The organism is Ancylobacter dichloromethanicus (genome assembly GCF_018390645.1).
GTDB classification, from domain to species: Bacteria; Pseudomonadota; Alphaproteobacteria; order Rhizobiales; family Xanthobacteraceae; genus Ancylobacter; species Ancylobacter dichloromethanicus.
In genome coordinates, this window is the sequence record NZ_JAHBGC010000020.1 from 915,164 (window position 1) to 933,599 (window position 18,436).

The following is an 18,436-nucleotide window of genomic DNA, read 5'->3' on the forward strand; positions in this document are numbered from 1 at the left end:
ACATATTTACCGCCTTGCGGTTGTGAGTGATTGGCACAACACTACCGCTTGCGATGGCATCAGGGCGTGGGGGGCGGGCAATGCCGGATTCGAATGAAGGGCAGGTCAACCTGCCATGCGTGCTGCACGAGCGCATCGACGATGTGTGCTATGTCTGTGAAGTCCAGGGCTGGACCGATCTCGTCTATCTACTCGATCTCGTTGCACACGGGCTTCAGTAACGCTTTGCATCGTCGGCGCAAGTGCGTGTCGAGCAGGCGGATGTGATCGCCTAACGCCTCCAGCGCGGCGGGTTCGGCGCCGTCGGCAGCCATGCGCGTGCGGATGGCGCTCATCGCGTCCCGCGCGGCCTGGATGCGCGTGGGGGCGCCTGTCAGGATCTTCTCCGAAGCCGCAACCATCGTTGCGACGGCTTCCGCGGAGGGCGGAGGTGTGCGTACGGGTGTCATAGGCAGGCCACGTAGGGCATGACCGTGGCAAGATCGGGTCAGGGTCGGAGGCAAATCGCGCTCGCCGGACGGGTAAACGCCTGCGTCTGTTGCAGGGCCAAAGGGGGCTTGCGGCGCCTGAAGAGCACTCTCCCCTAGATCTGCCAGACTTTCCGGCGCGACCACGGTTTCATAAACGTTAGGCACCCAAGCCACGAAGAGCGTTCGCTGCTTTTACAAACTTCTCTGCGGGCCGGTCTTTTTTGTCGGCCGGTATCACCAGGATCGGTCGGAGACTCTTTCGGAATGCCTTAAGCCCTCTGATCCGGTCATCGGTCTTTAGGCGTTTTATCATGATCTCATTGATTGTGATGTTAAACTGGTGGTCGAAGGCGACCAGCCCCCGGTCGTAAGCGCGGTGATGGAGCGCGCAGAGAGCCACGCCGTTCGATGTCTGATCGGTGCTGTCGTCGTGCTCGACGGGCAAAATATGCGCTCCGTCGACAAGCCGAAGCTGTGTTCCGCACATTGCACACTGATGGCCATACGCGCAGAGAACTCGCCGGCTGAAATCAAGTGCTCGGAGCTTCCGTTTGGTGGTGATGATGGCCACCTTGCGCTTACCCGGCACCGCTTCCTCAATCTCTTCATCGGGAACCGTGTCCGGATCGCAGGCGAGTTTGGCGAGAACGGCCGCTTCTTTGGGAATCCGGCCGCTGTCGTGCAATGCGTCGAGAAACTCGACGTAGGTCGCCATAAAGTCGGGCCGAATGGCGATGGCTGTTTCGCCTTTCTGGTTCTTGTACGGCGCGAATCCTGTAATCAGGGCTTTCCTGAGCGCCTCTTCGTTAATCTGCATAGAGGGCGAGTTGGCGACGGGCCCGATGTGCTGGCGGATGTCCCAGCCGGCAAATACGTCAATCGCCGGCCACCAACCCAGAATGACAGTATGACATCCCGGCTCAGCCTCAAGTTCGGGGACACCAGTGTTCTGGATGCGATATTCGTTCGGCAAATTGGTTCGGCCACCATGCGAAATCTGCCAGATGAACACACGCACCAACATCGTGTCGGTGCCCCGAACGAGCCGGTAGCGTGCTGGATGCTCGTGTTTGGAAAGAAACAAGACACTCCAGCCGCCCAGTCTGATTGCCTCTTCAAACCGGGAGAGAAGGCCCGCCTTTTGAGATGAGAGAGGCATGGTTAGTCCTCGTGCGATCGAGCAGCAACAGGATAGGTACGATCTCCGTCGCTATCGCAATCGCCCCGCGTCGTGGACTTCTCCTTCGACATGGCAGATGGACGCTTCTTACCACCGTCCTTGGCGAGAAGTACAGGATCAGGCCCATTCCAGAGCAAGCTCGGTCGAGGAATCTTATAGTAGCCATCGTCGTTTTTGGCGACGGCTCGTTCATTAGCAGGATGCTTGAATCTACCCAGTGCTCCAGCCAGATATTCCAACGACATCTCTGCGCAGACCCATTTACGTTTTAGCCGTTCAGCGACTTCGCCAGTGATGCAGCTCCCGCCGAAGGGGTCGAGAACCACGTCGCCCGGATCTGTGAGCATCCGGATGAAGTACTCCGGCAAGTCGGCCGGAAAACGTGCCGGATGTGCCTTGATGCCGTTGTCCTGGCAATAGCGCATATAATTGCTGTTGCTCTCGGTGTTCGGAATCGCCAACAGGTTCGGCGGGATAGCAGCGCCGTTGTTGATCGAGAATTTCGAACTGATGTCATGGCCGGACGGCCGGAGCTTTGCCTTGTAGCCGTTTGCCAAGAGGGCGTGCATGCTCGGGCTGTAGGGCTGCAAAACACGCCGGTTGCTCGCACGAGGCCATTCTGTCTTCGACAGCCACCAGACCGTGTTGATCGAGTCTTTGACGCGGATGCGGCGAATATTCACCCATTCCGCAGGGGTCGGCAGCTTCGACGGATTCCACCAGTAGAATTCCTGCGCCAAATGGAAGCCAAACTCCTCACACAGCATGATCAGCAGCTTGAAGTGATACAAGCTGCGGACAGGTGCGCCGGGCTTCCAGGCCCCGCCCAGATCGATGACGAAGCTACCACTGTCCTTCAGGATGCGGTGAAATTCCTTGGCAAAGGACTTAAACCATTGGAGATACGCATCCTCTTGCTCGTTTCCGTATTCTTTCTTGCGCGTGAGGGCAAACGGTGGGCTGGTAACGATCAGATCGACGCTGGCAGGCGCCATGGCTGCCATGACGTCCAAACTGTCGGCATGAAAGATCGTGCCGAGCTTCGTTCTATGGAATGCTCGGGCTTCTGCGGTTTTTTTCATTCGCCGCTATCCCCCAGATCGATTTTCTTCAATGTCATTGCGTGCTCCGCTTCACGGCGGAACGCGTCGATCAGATATGCCGGATTGGCCGAGATGCCCTCGAGATCGGTTCGGTCGATCATCACAATCGCCAAATTGGAATCCGACATAATGCGGTTGGCATAACGCCTGGCTTCCGAGCCGACTTCGCCGGTCGTTACGATGACGATAACGGTGCTCTTCAGGAAATGCGTCAGGCCCACCTCCTTGGCCACGTCGTCCAGGGCGACGCGGGCAGTGTTTTTGCACTGCACCTGCCACCGCGAATAGACGAGGCGGGACGATTGGAAGATGAGGTCGATCTCGGCACCGCCAGTCGAGCTGGCACGCAGCCGGGTTGCCACATAGTCCATGGCCAGACTGCGCATCAACTTGAAAGCCAAGGCCTCGAGCGCCATGCCAGCGGTGTATCGGTGCGGAGATTTGATCTCCTCGACAATGTCGACGAGTGGTTTTGTCAGCAGATCGACCAGCTTCGGATCCACCTGGCCCTTCAACTGTTCAAGCAGAGGCCCCAGGATTTCAGCCTTCAGTTTCGGCGTCGGGGCAACCAGGAATGGCTTGGCGCCCCGGCCTGTGGTGGTTTTAGTCGCCTCTATATAGCCCGCGTTCTTCAGTGCGTTCAGCACCTGCTGCGGCAGGCTCTTGTCAGGGAAACGCACCCCATAGGTAGCGGCTGCCAGCCGGGCTATTTCGTTCGCAGGCTGGGGGGTAGTGATGCTGGTGTTGGCCAAGGCTAGCAAAAAAGAACGCTGCTGCGGAGTAAACTGGGCCAAGGCCGGAAAATCAGCAGGGTCTACGCCCAGGACAGCTCGGAGCCGGATCGGATTGACCTGCCATCTTGAGCCTACGATGATCCCTGACTTCGCAAGCCAGAGGCGCATCATGCTCGGGTGCTTGCCACCACGCGGGAAGTGGACACCACGTTCAGCCAGGGCCTCGCGAAGCGAGTCGAGCGTGATTTCTTCGCCAGCCGCCACCATATCCTGAAGGCATTGAACGAGTGTCATGCCGCGGAGGTTCAAGAGGATATGACGTCCAAGCTCCTCATAGAGGGCGACCTCATCACCACGGAGACCATAGAGCTTGTCGCCGACCTCTGTGAAGGCGCCTTCCCGGTCGATGATACCGTACGCGATTAGGCCTAGTTTGCAGTTATTGGCCAGCTTGGCGCGATTATACGACCCGCCTTCGCCTTCGCCCCCGCCAGGGCGAGCGGAGTGGCCGGAAAAATACTTCGCCAGGATCGCAGCCTCAAGGGAACGCCAGTTGCCATTATTCTGCTGAACGAGCTCCAACAGATGCGGAAGCTCAATCTGAGAAGGCGAAAATTCGCTCCCGAACGGTAAATCGCTACGCTGTACAGCCATGTTTAGCTTTGGCCTCGGGTGTGCTTTTGCGGCGCAGACATTTCGGCCTGAGATGTGGCGGGATGGAGATACTGCTGAACGGCGCGCCGGATAACCCAGGCAGCGGAGACGTCGTTCTGAGCAGCCAAGGTGCAGACTGCGCTGTAATCCTGCTCGTCCAGGGTGACCGTCAGTCTCGCTGGCTGCTTCTCTGTTCTGGGTCGCCCCATGTGATTCGCTCCGGTGTTTTCTTCACCACGCTATCACAAGGGCCATGTCGTCATGCCGCTCGCTTTCAACAAGCAGGCCGGCCATCTTGTTCTCATTTTGTTCTCATGGAATCAATGCCCTCAGATAAATGGAGGGAGTCATGGAGATTACAGCCAGGATCGTGCAGGCAGATAAATTCGAGGTGACCGAAGCGCCTGTTGATGAGGCAGTAGCCGCGTGCCACGGCGATCTGCGGGCGACTATCAGGGCGCTCCTGGTGGGCCAAGCCATCACGGACCATCGGCTGTGGTCCTCCGCAGGAACGTGTCAACGGGCTACGTCCGGCTGCCTATGGCGACCATGAGCGCGCGGACGGGTGCTTACGATGGAAGATCGACTGGCTAATTGTCCCCATGTCGTGGTGCACTTCTCATGTTCTTACTGTCGCCGACACGGGTGATTGTGCCCTGGCTCGCCTGGCCGAGAAGTCCGGCTCCGACATTTCGAGCGAGGAATGTCGCCTGGAGTCGCCCGCTGCCTCGGCCGGCCAGCGGGCATCGCAAGCCGCAGAAATACGCGGCCAGGTGCGGAATCTATTTTCCTGACCTGGCAACGGGATCGCACCCACCGCCGAATCTGCCACCAGTGGGTCTGCGGCTGGTGAAAGCAGATGCTGCGGAGTGCGGCGTGTGCACCCGGGCGTACTGCCGAAAATAGTCGCGCGGATGTTGCATTCGGAGAGACCTCGGGTGGCCTCATCCAACGGCACTGTCGGCGAGTGCATCGCCCAAGGCTATGGCATCCGAGCGACGTGTCTGGCGTGCTGGCACAATCGCACGCTTGATATGGCGATTCTCGCTACCCGACTCGGCGTCGATCATGGCGCCCTGCATCGTGACCTGGTCCCGAAGCTGCGGTGCTCCGCCTGCGGGTCGAAGCGAATCGCGCTCACCGTATTGGCCCCGAACGTTCCGACGATCGAACGGCGATGATCATCGAGAATTCTGCTCGGGATTAGCTCGGGACTTTCCGTCACGAACTACCGAATTTTGAGCTTTTCGTGCTCGTTCTGTTCCAGAGGCACGGCCACTCGTAAGTCGACTTTTGCAAGCTACTACAGTCAGTTAGGTGGCGACCGCGGCTGGGCTCGAACCAGCGACCTGCCGCTTAGAAGGCGGCTGCTCTATCCAGCTGAGCTACGCGGCCCGCCCGTCACACCGCACCCGGACAGGTCAGTGAGTCCACTGCCCGATGCGGCGGAAGCTGAAATTGTCGGCATAGGCCATGCGGCGCCGGCTCGGCTCGTTCGGCTCCTGCACCTGATAGGCGATGCCGTGCCGCTCGGCATAGGCGACCGCCTCTTCCTTCGTATCGAAATGCAGGCGGAGCTGGCTCTTCATATCGCCGGAACTGGTATAGCCCATCAGCGGCTCGACCTGGCGAGGCTGCTCGGGCTCATAGTCCAGCACCCAGAGCCTGGTCGTCGCGTTGCCGGACTGCATGGCGGTCCGGGTCGGCTTGTATATGCGTGCCACCATTTCCCTTCGCTCCCTTGCCTCAAAGCCTCCACGTCGCGCCGTGGGGCCGCGTCCGGGCGTGTCGCGCGCCTCGCCCGCCCTGATTAAGGCGGCCGGTACGTTCTGGCAATGGCCGCGATGGTGCTTGCCGATGCGATATCGCGGTCGCGCCTCCCGCGCCCTCTGCGTGGAGTTTTTCGACCGCTGCGCATTCATCCGCGCCGCGTCAGAATTCGCCGGAAGAGGGAAGGCATCGCAGGGGTCCACTCCGAGCATTCCGAGGGTTGGCGCAGCGACCTTGCGGTGCCGGCGGAAAGCAAAATCAGCCGGGTACGGAGGGGGGTCCTGACTTTTCCTGTCCGACGCACTATATGAGGGAGGCGCCGTCGTTTGCATCGGCGCTCATTACCATTGGAATGAAACGACAGGATTGGACAGGATTTGCACGTTCTCGTACGCGACAATAATGTTGACCAGGCTTTGAAGGTTCTGAAGCGGAAGATGCAGCGCGAAGGCATCTTCCGGGAGATGCGGTCGCGCCGCGCCTATGAGAAGCCCTCCGAGCGCCGCAACCGCGAGGAAGGCGAGGCCATTCGCCGCGCCCGCAAGCTGGCGCGCAAGCAGGCGGTGCGCGAGGGGCTGATCGCCGCCCCGAAGAAGAAGCCGTCCACACGGCCCGCCTTCGCCCGGCCCGCCGCGCCGGCGCCGGCACCGTCGTCCGAATAATTACACGCTCCCTTCGCCAGGGCGCCGAGCACATTCGAGAGGAATCGCCACCATGAGCCGATCGCTGTCCACTTCCGCCGTCATGCCTTCGCCGACCCGTTCGGAAAGCAAGGCCGAGGCGATCTCGCGTGCCGCCATGGAAACGATTCAGCTGGAAGTCGCCCGGCGCGAGGCGAAGACCGCCCAGCTTCGGGCGGCGCGTCTGGCGAAGGAGGCCGCCGACCGCGCGGCGGCGGCCCGCACGGCGCCGGCGGCCAAGCGAAAAGCGGCGGCCGTCCGCTGAGGGGCATCCATCCGGGCACCGACCGTCTCGCGGGGCCCGTGTAGCCGAGGGAGTGCGGGCCTGGCCTCGCGCCACGCACCGCCTCACGATATCGGCGGCATCTTGCCGATCAGGACATTTCTGTGCCATCTCACAGCGGCCCGGCACTGACCGGGCGTTCCGCAGGCCCCGATGGGCGCCTGCGTATCCTGGTGTCGGGGCATAGCGCAGCCCGGTAGCGCGGAAGTTTTGGGTACTTCAGGTCGCAGGTTCGAATCCTGCTGCCCCGACCAGCCTCACCCCACTCACGGCGAGAAGCCCGCCCGGCGGGATCGACGTCTCTAGCGGCGGATCAGCGCCAGGCCGCTGGCCGGATCGACCCGCTTGTGCAGATGCGCCGGCGCTTCGGTCGCGATCAGTTCGAGCGTCGGGCGCACGAAGCCCTTGGCGAGGTGGCCGGCGAGCGCGCTGCCGTCGCGCCGGCCCAGCACCACATGTACATGCACCGCCGACACGCCCTCGGGGTCCAGCGCCACGTCGCCCGACAGCGCGGCGACCTCGACCTGCTCGTTGACCGGTATGTCGCGATATTCCTTCGCCTCCCAGTCGAAAAAGCTGATCGTGCCATGGCTGAAAGCGCCGATGGCGGACAGATGCGCGGCGCTCAGCCCCTCGCGGCGGGCGAAATCCTGCAGCGACTGCATCACCTCCTCGCCGGTTTCCAGAATCACGGCATAGGTCCGTAATCCGCCGGCATCCGCGAGTTTCTTGATGATGGCCAAGGGCGCCTCCTGCGTTGGTACCAACACCAACGGCGTGGCGCGCCTCGCGTTCCCCTACCCGCCGCCGAACAGCCGGTGCTCGACGCGGTCGCCGACGGCGATGCCCCGGGCGCGCACGGTACCGGCCGGCAGTTCCAGCACTGCCTTCACCGGCACGCCCGACGAGATGGTCGCGGTCGACAGCGGCACCGTGTCGGTGGCGATGCTGGCGACCCGGCCGTCGGCGCGGATGAACAGCATGTCCAGCGGAATGTAGGTGTTCTTCATCCACATGGTGACCGGCTGCTCGAAGCCGAAATCGAACAGCATCCCGGTGTTCGGCGCCAGTTCGGCCCGGTACATCAGCCCCTTGGAGCGCTCGGCCGGGGTCACCGCCATCTCGATGTCGATGCCAAGCGGGCCGGCCTTGGTGACGACGGTCAGCTTCTCGAAGCTTGCCGCGCGGGCGGCCGCCGGGAGCAGCACCAAGGCGGCGCACGCGAGAACCAACCACAGCGCGGCAACACGCCGGCTGGCTGTACGGATGGCGAGTGTCATGCTGAAACGGCGCCTTGACGCCTTCCCTGGTGAGACGAGGGGGGGGCTAGTGAGACGACGGGGTGGCCGCACCATCGGGCCGCACTTCGGCGGCCATAAGGCCTTTCGGGCCCGGACCGAAGCGCACCAGCACCAACTGGCCCGGACGCAGCTCGGCAAGGCCATGGCGCCGCAGCGTTTCCATGTGGACGAAAATGTCCTCGGTGCCCTCGCCGCGCGAGAGGAAGCCGAAGCCGCGTAGCCGGTTGAACCACTTCACCCACGCGCGCTCGAAACCGCCCACCGGCTGCACGCTCACATGGGTGCGCGCCTGCGGCAGCTGCGAGTGGTGCAGCGCCGTCGTCTCGTCCATCGAGATCACCCGCAGCGCCTGGAATCCCCGGTCGCGCGCCACCACCTCGCACACGACTCGCGCGCCTTCCTGGGCGGTGTTGAAGCCGCCGCGCCGCAGGCAGGTGACGTGGAGCAGGACGTCGCCGCTGCCGTCATCCGGGACGACGAAGCCATAGCCCTTGGAGACGTCGAACCATTTGATGGTGCCGGCGATCTGGACCACGCCGCCGTCCATCCGCCCGTCCGCATCAGCACCCTGATCCGGCTCGTTGCGAGAGACACCCCCCGGCCGTGGCAGAGACTCGTCCGACACCATCGGCTGCCTACCTCCAGGAACGCCCTTCCGCCGGAAACAGCGGAAATCCATGATTCTGAGCACCGAGCATAGCACCCGCTGCGGCCACGAAAACACCCAAATTGATTCGCCCGCGCGATTACCGCCCTCGACGGCCACCCGGCTCAGCGCTCGAGGGCGGCCGAAAACACGTCGCCAATATCGGCGTGAATGACGAGATCGGCCAGCGCATCGAGTTCGGTCGGCTCGCGGTTGACGATGACGAGGGTGGCGCCGGCGCGCTTGGCCTGCACCGGAAAGCCGGCCGCCGGCCACACCACCAGCGACGAGCCGATGGCGAGGAAAACGTCGCAATCGCCGCTGAGCGCGCCAGCCCGCGCCATCGCCGCCGACGGCATGGGCTGGCCGAAGGAAATGGTCGCCGTCTTGATCGGTCCGGCGCAATCGGTGCAGTCGGGCGCCCTCTCCCGCGCTTCCTCGAAACGGGCGCGGACCCAGCCCAGTTCGTAGCGCGCACCGCATTCCAGGCAGGTGGCGTAGGTGCTGTTGCCGTGCAGTTCGACCAGCCGCGCCTCGGCGACGCCGGAGGCCTGGTGCAGGCCGTCGATGTTCTGGGTGATGATGGCCTGAAGCTGGCCCGCCGCCAGCAGATCCGCCAGCGCCCGGTGGCCGCGCCCGGGCCGCGCCCCGCCAAAGGCCGCTTCCATGGCGAAGCGCCGCCGCCACGCCTCGGCGCGCATCTCGCCGCTGGCGAGGAACGACGGGTAGTCGATCGGCCGGTTGCGCGTCCACAGCCCGCCGGGCGAGCGAAAATCGGGAATGCCGCATTCGGTGGAGATTCCCGCGCCGGTGAAGGCGACGCCGGCGCGCATGCGCTTCAGGATGGCGGCAAGCGGGGCCGCCGCAGCCTTGATGTCATCGTCAGCCGTCATATCTTCCGCTCACCCGACCCGCGGACCCTCTGCGGCAGCCTTCGAGAGGACCTCATGAAGTACCTTCACACCATGGTGCGCGTCACCGACGTCGACGCGTCGCTGGACTTCTACTGTAACAAGCTGGGGCTCGCCGAGGTGCGCCGCAAGGATTCGCCACAGGGCCGCTACACGCTGATCTTCCTCGCCGCTCCCGGACAGGAGGGCGTGGCCGAGGTCGAGCTGACCTATAACTGGGATGCCGAGACCTATGGCGAAGGCCGCAATTTCGGCCATCTCGCCTTCGAGGTCGACGATATCTACGCCGCCTGCGCCAGGCTCCAGGACGGTGGCGTGACCATCAACCGCCCGCCGCGCGATGGCCGCATGGCGTTCGTGCGCTCGCCCGACAACGTCTCGATCGAATTGCTGCAGAAGGGCGAGGCGCTGCCGCCGGCGGAGCCCTGGGCCTCGATGCCCAATACCGGCAAGTGGTGAGGCGGCAGCAGCCGCCCCGTGTCGCCCGGCGGTGATCCGCCAGTGACGAAGACCCGCTCGCGACGCGTCGTCCGCCGCCCGGCCAATGGCGAGGGATAGCGGCGGGCCATCACCGGGGGCCGGCGGCATCTGCGCCGCCCCCGGGTAATGCGCCCCCGTTCATGGCGCCCGGGCCCGATCCGTTCAGGCTCCGGTCCCGGCCGCGGCCGCTGGCGACGGGACCGCGCGCAACCGGTTTGCCGCTGGCGCCGCCGGGGATGCGCGGCGGAAGGCGGGCGGGATAATGCCTGTGGACGGCGCAGGTGGCGCCATCTTGCGCCGCGCCGCGCGCCACCCTATAAGGCCCCGGCCTGCGCGCCCTTCGTCTATCGGTTAGGACGCCACCCTTTCACGGTGGAGAGAGGGGTTCGACTCCCCTAGGGCGCGCCACTTCCGTACAGAACCGCGAACACCCGGATGGGTGGTGCGGTCGGCGAGTACGGCTCTTTCCAGCACCGTCCTCGATCCGTGGATCCGCACGAGGCGTCGACCGCGTCGATCGGCGAACGCAGATAGGCTCTGCGCGACGGCACCTCGCCCTCGGTGCTATTCGAGTGCATGGGCTGCCCGAAGCGAACGCGCTCGCATTCGGATCAAGCCGCTCGAGCCAGGCGGGCCGGCATTCACACAGCTCCACGAAGATGTGAAACCTGATCCTTCGTGCCCCGGCCCGCCCGTCGATCTCCCCCCTCGATCAGGGCAGAGGCCCTACGATCTCCTGATCATTGCGGGCGGCGATTTCGGGCAGCATGTCCATATGCTGCTCGCGCGGCTGGGGGATCTGGTGGAGTGCGCGGAAAAACTCCTCATGCCGCCTCGGAGTGGAAATGAGGATATGCCGCGCGTCGGCGTCGCCGACATTGGTGAAGCCATGGATGACGCCTTTGGGGACTTGAATGCGCGCACCGGGCTCGGCCACATGGAGGTCTTCGCCGACCAGATATTTCACCCGGCCGGTGATCACGATGAAGAGCTTGTCTTCCGTGGGCGAGATATGCGCCGGTGCGCCGAAGCCCGGTTTGATCGTCATGTCGAGCACCGTGAACGGGCTCTCGCCGGAATTGACGATCCGGGTGTCCAGTCCGGCGAACTCGGTGGTCTCGAACTCAGTCGTAATGCCAGCTTGCATCGGAAGCTCCTGCTGTTTGTCCCGATGATAGCTGGTACGGCCGGCAGGGGTGGTGTAGCCCGCGATGGCGAGACAGACTGGCTGCTATTCTAGCCAATTGGGCGCGCCGACGGCTTGGCGATATGCCGCTCGATCAGGCGTGCGAACGCCAGAACCTTCGGACTCAGATCGGCACGTGACGGGTAAGTGAGATGCAGCCGGATCGATCCTGAAAAGTGATCTGCCAGAACCGGCGCCACGGTGCCGCTGGCAAGATCCTCCCTGCACAGAGACTTCGGCAACAGCCCCACCCCATGGCCCATCCTGACAAGCTCGCGCACGAACGTGAAACTGTCCGCCGCGATATGAAACGTGGGCAGGCTGCTTCCCTGTGCCAGCGCGCCCTGGAGGAGCCGCCGGAATTCGGGCCGCTGGGGGCCGGCAAGGGTCTCGATCGCTTCGATACTCGATGGCTGGCCGTGCCTGCGAAGGTAGTCGGTGCTCGCATAAAGCCCGAACTCCATATCGATCGCGCCGCGAATCAGGGCGTCCTGAGGGTTGGACGCTCCAATCCTGATAGCGAGGTCGATATTGGCATGGACCAGGTCGAGCACTTCATTGGTGGGGATGATCTGAAAACGGACGGCCGGGTGCGCGGTCCGGTATTCGGAGATGGCGGCGGCGAGGATGCCGGGCGGAAAATCCGCAGGCAGGGTGACTCGGATCTCGCCTGCATACGAGGTGCCCTGCCGAGCAACGCTGTTCAACGCTTCAAGCAGCGACGAGAGCGGGTTGATGGACCGTTCATAGAGCTCTCGCCCCTCGGCCGTTAAGGAAAAGGCCCGGGTGGATCGTTTGAACAACCGCACCCCGAGCGATTTCTCCAGATTGCGGATGCGTAGGCTGACAGATGATCTCGGTGTGTTGCTGTCGCGGGCCGCTGCGGCAAAACTGCCGGCTCGGACGACGGTGACGAAGGTCTCAAGCGCGTTCAGATCCATGTGCGGCCTTCCGGTGCGGCCTTCAGCATGTCTATGAAGGCCCATAACGCGGCGGGTACCTGGCGATGGCCGGGATAACAGAGATAGAGGCCCGGATAGTTCGGGCACCAGGAATCCAGCAATGACACCAGTTGGCCTGCCGCGAGATACGGCCGGGCCAGACGTTCCGGCACGAAGGCGATCCCCATGTCCTGCAATGCGGCCTGCAGCATCAATTCGGTGCGATTGAGCATCAGCCCGCCGGGAACGTCCACGGTCAATTCATGCCCGTGCCGTTCGAATTCCCATTTGTAGGGCCGGCCGGCGGGTGACCGCGACCGGATGCAGCGATGTTGAGAGAGGTCGTCGGGGCTCTGCGGCACCTGTCGATCCCGCATATAGGCCCGGGAGGCGACGACCCGCATGCGCGAGGCCTCGCCGAAGCGCACGGCCACCATGTCGCGCGGGACGGCGTCTCCAAGTCGGAAGCCTGCGTCGAAACCCTCCGAGACGATATCGATCATCGCGGGCTCCGCGACCAGATCGAGGCTCACCTCGGGATATTGCGCGAGGAACACCGGTACGACGTCCGCTTAGCCAGCCTGTCCCGAACCGCGAAGCAGGCCAAGGCGGATCAGGCTTTCGGCGGTCGCGACGATGGCTTCCTCCCGCGTACGCGGCGCCCAGTCGAGCAGGCGCATGGCCTTCTCGCTGGTCGCGTTCAGGTTCAGGCCCAACAGCGGCACGGCCCCTCGCAACGCCGGATCCTTGAGTGCGCCCAGGCGCACCAGCACGTTGGGCAACACCCGCGTCGACACCCTGGCGGCGGCAGGCCCCATGCGTTCTTTCAGCACCTTGGCCACATCGGCCAGCCACATGCTTTCGCCGGCAATCGCCAGGAAGCGCTCGCCCCTGGCGGCCTCGTGGGTCATGGCGCGCAAATGCAGGTCGGCCACGTCGCGCACGTCGACAAAGCCCGAATTGATCTTGGGGTTTCCCGGCTGGCCGTCCATGATGTTCCTGATCAGGCGAATGGAGTGCGAATAGTCAGCCCCGAGCACCGGTCCCAGCACCGCGACCGGATTGATAGCCGACAGTTCCAGCCCCTGTCCTTCCCGGGCAATAAAGTCCCAGGCCGCCCGCTCCGACAATGTCTTGGACCTCTGATAGGGCCAGACATTCTTGGCTGTCAGGTCGCTCCAGTCGGTCTCGTTGAAGGGGCGCTTCATCGGCCTGTGCCCGGCGCAGACGGCCCCGAAGGCCGAAGTGAGCACCACGCGCCGCACCCCGGCATCGCGCGCGGCGCGCAGCACCCGCAAATTGCCATCGACCGCGGGCCTGATCCATTCCTCTTCACTCGTTTGATCGCCCGTCGGCGTCGGTGAAGCGCCGTGCATCACATAGGCGCAGCCGGCTGCGGCCTCGGCCCAACCTTGGTCCGAACCCAGATCGGCGGTGACGAACGACAGGCGATCACCAGGTTCGGCCCCGCCTGTCCTGAGATTTTCGCGCACTTCTGCTTCTCGCAGGAGCGAGCGCACAGTGGTCCGCACCTGATAGCCGTGGTTCAGCAGCGCCAGAATGCAGTGCTGCGCAATGAATCCGGTTCCTCCGGTGACGAGAACCTGTCTGTTTTTTCCGTTCATTCGGCTATTCCGTTCCATCATCGGAGAAAAGTCCCTGGATACGTTCGGGTCCGGGACACGCCCCCCGCCACGGCCCCACTCAAGCTAGGATCCGGTTACCGGATTTTGAATGCTTGAGAGTGCGGATTATTTGCGCGACAATACGGGAATGAGCGCTGACCCCTTTTCCGACATCCTCAAATTCACCAATGCCGAGACGCTCGTCACGGGGGGCTTCACAGCGGGAGGCGCCTGGGCGATCCGCTTTCCGGCGCCGGACAAGATCAAGTTCTTTGCTGTCGTGAAGGGCCATTGCTGGGTCAGCGTCGACGGTGAGGCGAAGCCGATTTATTTCGAAGCCGGAGACGTGGGTCTTCTCGCGGCGCAGCGGTCCTTCGTTCTGGCGAGCGACCCGGGTGTCGTTCCTATCGATGCCATGGATGTGTTTTCCGGCGCCGGCAGGACGACGGCGCAACTGGGTGACGGCAGCGCGTTCGCTCATATCGGCGGCCATGTTCTGCTTGATCCGGCAAGCGGCCGGTTGCTGGCGGATGTTCTGCCACCCTGGATTCACGTGCCGGCGGCATCGCCGCAAGCGGCGACTTTCCGATGGCTTCTCGACCAGCTTGTCGAGGAGCGGGCCGCCGAACTCCCGGGTGCGCAGCTCGCCTCGGTGCAGCTTGCCCAGCTTCTCTTCATCCAGATTCTGCGTGCCCACTTGAAGACATGCGGCGCCATGCCCGCGGGGTGGCTGCGGGCGCTGGCCGATCCACGCATCGCTCCCGCGCTGCGCTTGATGCATGGCGATTCCGGTCGTTCCTGGCATCTGGCGGAACTTGCCCAGGCGTGCGCCATGTCCCGAACGACATTCGCCTTCCACTTCCGGACGGTCGCGGGCGTGGCGCCGCTGACCTACCTCACCGAATGGCGCATGCGTCTTGCCGGACGTGCCTTGCGGGAGGAGACCACCCCTGTGGCGGCCATCGCCCGTTCGCTTGGCTATACCTCCGAGAGCGCCTTCAGCAACGCCTTCAAACGCGTGACCGGCACTTCACCCAGGGTATACCGGAACGCCTTGCGGACTTCCGGTCCGCATTCCGCTGGAAACGAGATCGACGGCGTCGAGCCGGGAGCCGTGCCGATCAACGCGTAGATTTGGGAGCCCCCCGGCGCCGTTATTGGAAGAGGCGGGCGACGGCCGGCCCCTGCGGCGCCCTGGTCATGTCAGCGGCCCATCACGGCGGTTCCGGAAAGGCCGTCGTCGCGCGTCCACGCGATCTTGCCCGACCCGAGCGAGGTGATGGCGAAGCAATGGGTGCGGCCATCGTACCAGGTCGGCCATTTCTGGCAGAGAAGATCGTCCTTCACCCACCACCGCCCTTCCTCGCGCGGGGCGAGCAGGGCACCGACCGAGAAGCCGGAGAGATCGCCGGAGACGACACCGTCGTCGCGATAGAAGAGCGGCAGCGTCACGCCATAGGGGGTGCTCAGCCGCACCAGTTCGCCGCCGATCCTGTCCTTGATCTCGTGACCACTCAGCGGTTCGGCGGCAGCCGGCGCCACGCAAAGAGAGAGAAGCAGTCCGATCGACGCGGATGTCATATGGGAGCGCATGGTTTTTCTCCGGCATTACTGGGGAGAAGCGGCTGGCGGCGTGTCCCCGGGACGGCGGCGAAGGAGCCTTCCGCGACCGTTCGGCCGGCGACGAACTCTTCGAGTACCAGGTCCTTGGCCTGAACCGAGGGGGCACCGAGCCCGACAAGGGCGAACAGCCCGGCAAAAAGCAGCGCTCTGGTCATCGACTCCTCCGCGGCGTTGCTCCGACTACGCAGCCTCGGCGGTCGTGGATCAGATGCCACCAGCCTCCGGATCTCGTTCGGTGCCTCCGTTCCAGCGGCCATCATGCCGGGTGCGGCGCCCCTGGAGCCCATCCGGTGAAGGCCGGGTTGCCGGACGGGATCTAGATGTTTGTTTCTACGCATTTTCTTCACGCGAACCGGAACCCACTTCGCTCGAAAATGCTCTAGGCGGTGGGCACCGTTCCGCCGTCGATGACGTATTCGGTGCCGGTGATCGCGGCCGCGCGGTCCGACGCCAGAAAGGCGATGAGGCTGGCGACTTCGTCCGGCTTGGCCGGGCGGCCGAGCGGAATGCCGCCCAGACCGTCCATGATGATCTTCCTGCCGCCCTCGTAGTCCGTGCCGGCCTGCTCGGCCAGACGCTGGGCATAGCGCACCGCGGCCTCGGTCTCGATCCAGCCCGGCGCAACCCGGACCACGCGCACCCCCTTGGGCGACACCTCTTTCGACAAGGCCTTGCTGTAGGTCGAGAGCGCGGCCTTGGCGGCGGCGTAGGCCGTCGTCGATTGCGGCAGCGGCAGCAGCCGCTGGATCGACGAGACATGGATGACGACGCCGCTTCCGCGCCCGACCATGCCGGGGACGATCCGCCGATCCAGCCGAACGGCCGGCAGCAGGTTGAGAGCGAGTTCCTGCTGCCAGTCGGCGTCGGTCAGTGCCGCAAAGCCGCCTCCCGGCGCCGAAGACCCTCCCAGCATGTGAACGACGATGTCGAGGCCGCCCAGACGCCGGTGGGCGGCCTCGGCGACGCTCGCGCACCCCTCCTCCGTGGTCAGGTTCGCGGCAATGAAGAGTTCCTCCGGCAGATCGTCGGGGCGCGAGCGGGCCGTCGTCAGCACCGTGGCCCCAAGCGCGCGGAACAGTGCGAGGGTCGCCGCGCCGGCGCCCTTCGTTCCGGCCGTGATCAGCGCCCGCTTGCCATCCAGTGTGAGGAAACCGCTCATCACCCGATCTCCAGTCCGACGATCCTGCCCTGCTCGATGGTGAACGCGAAATCGAGCGTCGCCGGGCTGTTGGAAAAATCACCGGACACGAGCGCGCGGACGGACACCTTGTCGCCGCTCCCCGTCAGCTCGACCGGGGTGGTGACGTGGTGGGCCTTTTCCTTCGCGGCCAACCACCAGTCGCGGATCGCGCGGCGCCCCTGATGCAGCGCACCTTCGTCTTTCACCACGCCCTCGGCGGCGAACGTCGCGACCAGCGCATCGGCGTCGTTGCGAATGTCGGCGTCGAAATAGGCCTTCACGATCTCCGGCATGTTCATCGTCGTGTTCCTTCTTGGGGCGTTCTGATTTTCAGGATAAGGCTCGACCGTTGTTCCAATAAGTGGGACAAATCTGGATGCCGTATCGGGTTTTTCGGGACAATGGATCGCGCCGCGTTGAATGAACTGGGAGCCGTCATCGCGATCGCCCGGCGGGGGACCTTTCGCGCCGCCGCGATCGATCTCGGCATGTCCACCACGGCGCTCAGCCACGCCATCGGCAAATTGGAGGCGAGTCTCGGCGTCCGCCTGTTCAACCGCACGACGCGCAGCGTGGCCTTGACCGAAGCCGGCAAGCTGTTCGTGGAACAGGTGGGGCCGGCGCTGCAGGACATTCACGGTGCGCTGGATGCGGTGCGCTCACAGCGCGAGACGCCGTCCGGAACCATACGGATCAACGCCGCGCCCTTTGCCGCCCGCGCCATCCTCTCGCCGCTGGTGATCGAATTCGTTCGCCGCTATCCCGACATGAACGTGGACCTGGTCACCGAGGGGCGCCTGGTCGATGTCGTCGCCGAGGGGTTCGACCTCGGCGTCCGCGTCGCCGGGCTGGTTCCCACCGACATGATCGCGGTGCCGCTCGGGCGCCCGCAGCGCCACGCCATCGTCGGGTCGGCCGACTATTTCGCCCGCCATGAGAAGCCGCGCGTTCCACCCGATCTTTTCGAACACCGATGCATCCGCGTGCGCCTGCCGGACGGCGCGCTTTTCCGCTGGCGCCTGGAGAAGGACGGCGAAACCGTCCAGATCGACGTGCAAGGTCCCCTCATCCTCGACGAGGCCAGCCTCGCCCGAACCGCCGTCCTGGAGAATATCGGCATCGGCTACTTCATGGAGCAGAGCGTTCTCGCCGACATAGAGGCCGGCCGTCTGATCCGGGTGCTGGAGGACTGGACTCCCCCCTATCCCGGGCTTTGCCTCTACTACCCCGGCCGCCGGAATCTCTCCGCGGGCGTCAAGGCGTTCCTAGCGCTGGCGCGTGAGATGGCACAGAGCCACCGAAGCCCACGCCTTGCCGAATGACGATGACGGCGGCGTCCCTGGCCGAAAGGGACGTTTCCGGTGGACGCGCCTGCGTGAGGGCGCCATCGATTCAAAGAGAAACATCGGCGCGCACGGCGGCGCGCCTCACCCGCCCCCGTGGGCGACCTCCCCATGGAGGCGCCCATTTCCTCGCCCGCAACGACCCGAGACTTCAAGCCAAGTCGTTGAGTTTAAGCGGAAAATGGGAATGGCGGAGACGGAGGGATTCGAACCCTCGAGACCCTTTTGGGGGTCTGCTCATTTAGCAAACGAGTGCCTTCAGCCTCTCGGCCACGTCTCCAGCCGGCGGCGCGGTGCCTTGCGGCGGCCACGCTCCGAGCCGGCGA

General features: G+C 64.2%; 24 protein-coding genes and 4 tRNA genes. 8 read left to right on the forward strand and 20 right to left on the reverse strand.

The window, feature by feature from the left end:
• The first annotated feature begins 80 nt into the window (after positions 1-80).
• Entirely contained in the window at positions 81-221 is a 141-nt protein-coding gene (locus KHC23_RS13130; RefSeq protein WP_213373062.1) for a hypothetical protein, read from the forward strand.
• Here KHC23_RS13130 and KHC23_RS13135 read toward each other — a convergent pair.
• From KHC23_RS13135 to KHC23_RS13165, 7 genes are all read right to left on the reverse strand, one after another.
• Positions 189-401, reverse strand: coding sequence for a hypothetical protein (locus KHC23_RS13135; RefSeq protein WP_213373063.1), 213 nt, complete (start codon positions 399-401; stop codon positions 189-191). The genes KHC23_RS13130 and KHC23_RS13135 overlap by 33 nt on opposite strands.
• A gap of 226 nt (positions 402-627) precedes the next feature.
• Complete coding sequence (locus tag KHC23_RS13140) at positions 628-1,629, reverse strand: HNH endonuclease (RefSeq protein ID WP_213373064.1); 1,002 nt, start codon at positions 1,627-1,629, stop codon at positions 628-630.
• Between the two features lie 2 nt (positions 1,630-1,631).
• On the reverse strand, positions 1,632-2,732 hold the full coding sequence (locus KHC23_RS13145; protein WP_213373065.1) for a DNA-methyltransferase: 1,101 nt from the start codon (positions 2,730-2,732) through the stop codon (positions 1,632-1,634).
• Entirely contained in the window at positions 2,729-4,141 is a 1,413-nt protein-coding gene (locus tag KHC23_RS13150; RefSeq protein ID WP_213373066.1) for a restriction endonuclease, read from the reverse strand. The genes KHC23_RS13145 and KHC23_RS13150 overlap by 4 nt, the downstream gene beginning before the upstream one ends.
• Before the next feature lie 2 nt (positions 4,142-4,143).
• Entirely contained in the window at positions 4,144-4,350 is a 207-nt protein-coding gene (locus KHC23_RS24875) for a ribbon-helix-helix domain-containing protein (RefSeq protein WP_213373067.1), read from the reverse strand.
• 1,109 nt (positions 4,351-5,459) lie between these two features.
• A tRNA-Arg gene (locus KHC23_RS13160) sits at positions 5,460-5,536 on the reverse strand.
• A gap of 26 nt (positions 5,537-5,562) precedes the next feature.
• Complete coding sequence (locus KHC23_RS13165; protein WP_213373068.1) at positions 5,563-5,868, reverse strand: ETC complex I subunit; 306 nt, start codon at positions 5,866-5,868, stop codon at positions 5,563-5,565.
• Between the two features lie 420 nt (positions 5,869-6,288).
• Between KHC23_RS13165 and rpsU the strand changes: the two genes are divergently transcribed.
• The 3 genes from rpsU to KHC23_RS13180 all read left to right on the forward strand — a co-directional run bounded on the left by rpsU (position 6,289) and on the right by KHC23_RS13180 (position 7,128).
• Positions 6,289-6,573 carry a 30S ribosomal protein S21 gene (rpsU, locus tag KHC23_RS13170; protein WP_213373069.1) on the forward strand — a complete coding sequence of 95 codons (285 nt, stop codon included), beginning with the start codon at positions 6,289-6,291 and terminating at the stop codon, positions 6,571-6,573.
• 52 nt (positions 6,574-6,625) lie between these two features.
• Complete coding sequence (locus tag KHC23_RS13175) at positions 6,626-6,856, forward strand: hypothetical protein (RefSeq protein ID WP_213373070.1); 231 nt, start codon at positions 6,626-6,628, stop codon at positions 6,854-6,856.
• Between the two features lie 195 nt (positions 6,857-7,051).
• A tRNA-Pro gene (locus tag KHC23_RS13180) sits at positions 7,052-7,128 on the forward strand.
• A gap of 48 nt (positions 7,129-7,176) precedes the next feature.
• Here the strand turns inward: KHC23_RS13180 and KHC23_RS13185 are convergent.
• From KHC23_RS13185 to KHC23_RS13200, 4 genes are all read right to left on the reverse strand, one after another.
• Entirely contained in the window at positions 7,177-7,617 is a 441-nt protein-coding gene (locus KHC23_RS13185) for a PPC domain-containing DNA-binding protein (protein WP_213373071.1), read from the reverse strand.
• A gap of 54 nt (positions 7,618-7,671) precedes the next feature.
• Positions 7,672-8,154, reverse strand: a complete 483-nt coding sequence (locus tag KHC23_RS13190) for a DUF192 domain-containing protein (protein ID WP_213373072.1) — start codon at positions 8,152-8,154, stop codon at positions 7,672-7,674.
• Positions 8,155-8,200: 46 nt separating this feature from the next.
• Positions 8,201-8,803 carry a cold-shock protein gene (locus KHC23_RS13195; protein ID WP_213373073.1) on the reverse strand — a complete coding sequence of 201 codons (603 nt, stop codon included), beginning with the start codon at positions 8,801-8,803 and terminating at the stop codon, positions 8,201-8,203.
• Positions 8,804-8,946: 143 nt separating this feature from the next.
• Positions 8,947-9,714, reverse strand: coding sequence for an SIR2 family NAD-dependent protein deacylase (locus KHC23_RS13200; RefSeq protein WP_213373074.1), 768 nt, complete (start codon positions 9,712-9,714; stop codon positions 8,947-8,949).
• A 54-nt stretch (positions 9,715-9,768) separates the two neighbouring features.
• Between KHC23_RS13200 and KHC23_RS13205 the strand changes: the two genes are divergently transcribed.
• Both KHC23_RS13205 and KHC23_RS13210 read left to right on the forward strand, forming a co-directional pair.
• The gene (locus tag KHC23_RS13205; RefSeq protein WP_213373075.1) at positions 9,769-10,191 is read left to right on the forward strand and encodes a VOC family protein; all 423 of its coding nucleotides are present in this window, start codon (positions 9,769-9,771) and stop codon (positions 10,189-10,191) included.
• A 354-nt stretch (positions 10,192-10,545) separates the two neighbouring features.
• Positions 10,546-10,620: transfer RNA gene (locus tag KHC23_RS13210), tRNA-Glu, on the forward strand.
• A 304-nt stretch (positions 10,621-10,924) separates the two neighbouring features.
• Here the strand turns inward: KHC23_RS13210 and KHC23_RS13215 are convergent.
• From KHC23_RS13215 to KHC23_RS13230, 4 genes are all read right to left on the reverse strand, one after another.
• On the reverse strand, positions 10,925-11,359 hold the full coding sequence (locus KHC23_RS13215) for a cupin domain-containing protein (protein ID WP_213373076.1): 435 nt from the start codon (positions 11,357-11,359) through the stop codon (positions 10,925-10,927).
• 89 nt (positions 11,360-11,448) lie between these two features.
• A complete protein-coding gene (locus KHC23_RS13220; protein WP_213373077.1) occupies positions 11,449-12,339 on the reverse strand; it encodes a LysR family transcriptional regulator in 891 nt (296 codons plus the stop codon).
• Complete coding sequence (locus KHC23_RS13225; protein WP_213373078.1) at positions 12,330-12,896, reverse strand: LysR substrate-binding domain-containing protein; 567 nt, start codon at positions 12,894-12,896, stop codon at positions 12,330-12,332. Before KHC23_RS13225 ends, KHC23_RS13220 begins: the two co-directional genes overlap by 10 nt.
• 15 nt (positions 12,897-12,911) lie before the next feature.
• Positions 12,912-13,964 carry an SDR family oxidoreductase gene (locus KHC23_RS13230; RefSeq protein WP_213373079.1) on the reverse strand — a complete coding sequence of 351 codons (1,053 nt, stop codon included), beginning with the start codon at positions 13,962-13,964 and terminating at the stop codon, positions 12,912-12,914.
• Between the two features lie 109 nt (positions 13,965-14,073).
• On the opposite strand from KHC23_RS13230, the gene KHC23_RS13235 reads away from it, so the two are divergent.
• Positions 14,074-15,096 (forward strand): AraC family transcriptional regulator, encoded by a 1,023-nt coding sequence (locus tag KHC23_RS13235; protein WP_373878505.1) that lies wholly within the window; start codon positions 14,074-14,076, stop codon positions 15,094-15,096.
• 71 nt (positions 15,097-15,167) lie between these two features.
• Here KHC23_RS13235 and KHC23_RS13240 read toward each other — a convergent pair whose 3' ends face one another.
• From KHC23_RS13240 to KHC23_RS13255, 4 genes are all read right to left on the reverse strand, one after another.
• The gene (locus KHC23_RS13240; protein ID WP_213373080.1) at positions 15,168-15,557 is read right to left on the reverse strand and encodes a hypothetical protein; all 390 of its coding nucleotides are present in this window, start codon (positions 15,555-15,557) and stop codon (positions 15,168-15,170) included.
• The gene (locus KHC23_RS13245; protein ID WP_213373081.1) at positions 15,542-15,742 is read right to left on the reverse strand and encodes a hypothetical protein; all 201 of its coding nucleotides are present in this window, start codon (positions 15,740-15,742) and stop codon (positions 15,542-15,544) included. The genes KHC23_RS13240 and KHC23_RS13245 overlap by 16 nt, the downstream gene beginning before the upstream one ends.
• A 224-nt stretch (positions 15,743-15,966) precedes the next feature.
• Entirely contained in the window at positions 15,967-16,746 is a 780-nt protein-coding gene (locus KHC23_RS13250; protein ID WP_213373082.1) for an SDR family oxidoreductase, read from the reverse strand.
• Entirely contained in the window at positions 16,746-17,066 is a 321-nt protein-coding gene (locus KHC23_RS13255; protein ID WP_213373083.1) for a nuclear transport factor 2 family protein, read from the reverse strand. Before KHC23_RS13255 ends, KHC23_RS13250 begins: the two co-directional genes overlap by 1 nt.
• A gap of 102 nt (positions 17,067-17,168) precedes the next feature.
• On the opposite strand from KHC23_RS13255, the gene KHC23_RS13260 reads away from it, so the two are divergent.
• Complete coding sequence (locus tag KHC23_RS13260) at positions 17,169-18,089, forward strand: LysR family transcriptional regulator (RefSeq protein WP_213373084.1); 921 nt, start codon at positions 17,169-17,171, stop codon at positions 18,087-18,089.
• A gap of 209 nt (positions 18,090-18,298) precedes the next feature.
• On the opposite strand, the gene KHC23_RS13265 is transcribed toward KHC23_RS13260, so the two are convergent.
• Positions 18,299-18,390 (reverse strand) — tRNA-Ser (locus tag KHC23_RS13265).
• Between the last annotated feature and the right edge of the window lie 46 nt (positions 18,391-18,436).

Coding starts and splice junctions, on each gene's coding strand:
- KHC23_RS13130 (WP_213373062.1), top strand. CDS start 81: ATGCCGGATTCGAATGAAGGGCAGGTCAACCTGCCATGCGTGCTGCAC.
- KHC23_RS13135 (WP_213373063.1), bottom strand. CDS start 401: ATGGTTGCGGCTTCGGAGAAGATCCTGACAGGCGCCCCCACGCGCATC.
- KHC23_RS13140 (WP_213373064.1), bottom strand. CDS start 1,629: ATGCCTCTCTCATCTCAAAAGGCGGGCCTTCTCTCCCGGTTTGAAGAG.
- KHC23_RS13145 (WP_213373065.1), bottom strand. CDS start 2,732: ATGAAAAAAACCGCAGAAGCCCGAGCATTCCATAGAACGAAGCTCGGC.
- KHC23_RS13150 (WP_213373066.1), bottom strand. CDS start 4,141: ATGGCTGTACAGCGTAGCGATTTACCGTTCGGGAGCGAATTTTCGCCT.
- KHC23_RS24875 (WP_213373067.1), bottom strand. CDS start 4,350: ATGGGGCGACCCAGAACAGAGAAGCAGCCAGCGAGACTGACGGTCACC.
- KHC23_RS13165 (WP_213373068.1), bottom strand. CDS start 5,868: ATGGTGGCACGCATATACAAGCCGACCCGGACCGCCATGCAGTCCGGC.
- KHC23_RS13175 (WP_213373070.1), top strand. CDS start 6,626: ATGAGCCGATCGCTGTCCACTTCCGCCGTCATGCCTTCGCCGACCCGT.
- KHC23_RS13190 (WP_213373072.1), bottom strand. CDS start 8,154: ATGACACTCGCCATCCGTACAGCCAGCCGGCGTGTTGCCGCGCTGTGG.
- KHC23_RS13195 (WP_213373073.1), bottom strand. CDS start 8,803: ATGGTGTCGGACGAGTCTCTGCCACGGCCGGGGGGTGTCTCTCGCAAC.
- KHC23_RS13200 (WP_213373074.1), bottom strand. CDS start 9,714: ATGACGGCTGACGATGACATCAAGGCTGCGGCGGCCCCGCTTGCCGCC.
- KHC23_RS13205 (WP_213373075.1), top strand. CDS start 9,769: ATGAAGTACCTTCACACCATGGTGCGCGTCACCGACGTCGACGCGTCG.
- KHC23_RS13215 (WP_213373076.1), bottom strand. CDS start 11,359: ATGCAAGCTGGCATTACGACTGAGTTCGAGACCACCGAGTTCGCCGGA.
- KHC23_RS13220 (WP_213373077.1), bottom strand. CDS start 12,339: ATGGATCTGAACGCGCTTGAGACCTTCGTCACCGTCGTCCGAGCCGGC.
- KHC23_RS13230 (WP_213373079.1), bottom strand. CDS start 13,964: ATGAACGGAAAAAACAGACAGGTTCTCGTCACCGGAGGAACCGGATTC.
- KHC23_RS13235 (WP_373878505.1), top strand. CDS start 14,074: ATGCTTGAGAGTGCGGATTATTTGCGCGACAATACGGGAATGAGCGCT.
- KHC23_RS13240 (WP_213373080.1), bottom strand. CDS start 15,557: ATGCGCTCCCATATGACATCCGCGTCGATCGGACTGCTTCTCTCTCTT.
- KHC23_RS13245 (WP_213373081.1), bottom strand. CDS start 15,742: ATGACCAGAGCGCTGCTTTTTGCCGGGCTGTTCGCCCTTGTCGGGCTC.
- KHC23_RS13250 (WP_213373082.1), bottom strand. CDS start 16,746: ATGAGCGGTTTCCTCACACTGGATGGCAAGCGGGCGCTGATCACGGCC.
- KHC23_RS13255 (WP_213373083.1), bottom strand. CDS start 17,066: ATGAACATGCCGGAGATCGTGAAGGCCTATTTCGACGCCGACATTCGC.
- KHC23_RS13260 (WP_213373084.1), top strand. CDS start 17,169: ATGGATCGCGCCGCGTTGAATGAACTGGGAGCCGTCATCGCGATCGCC.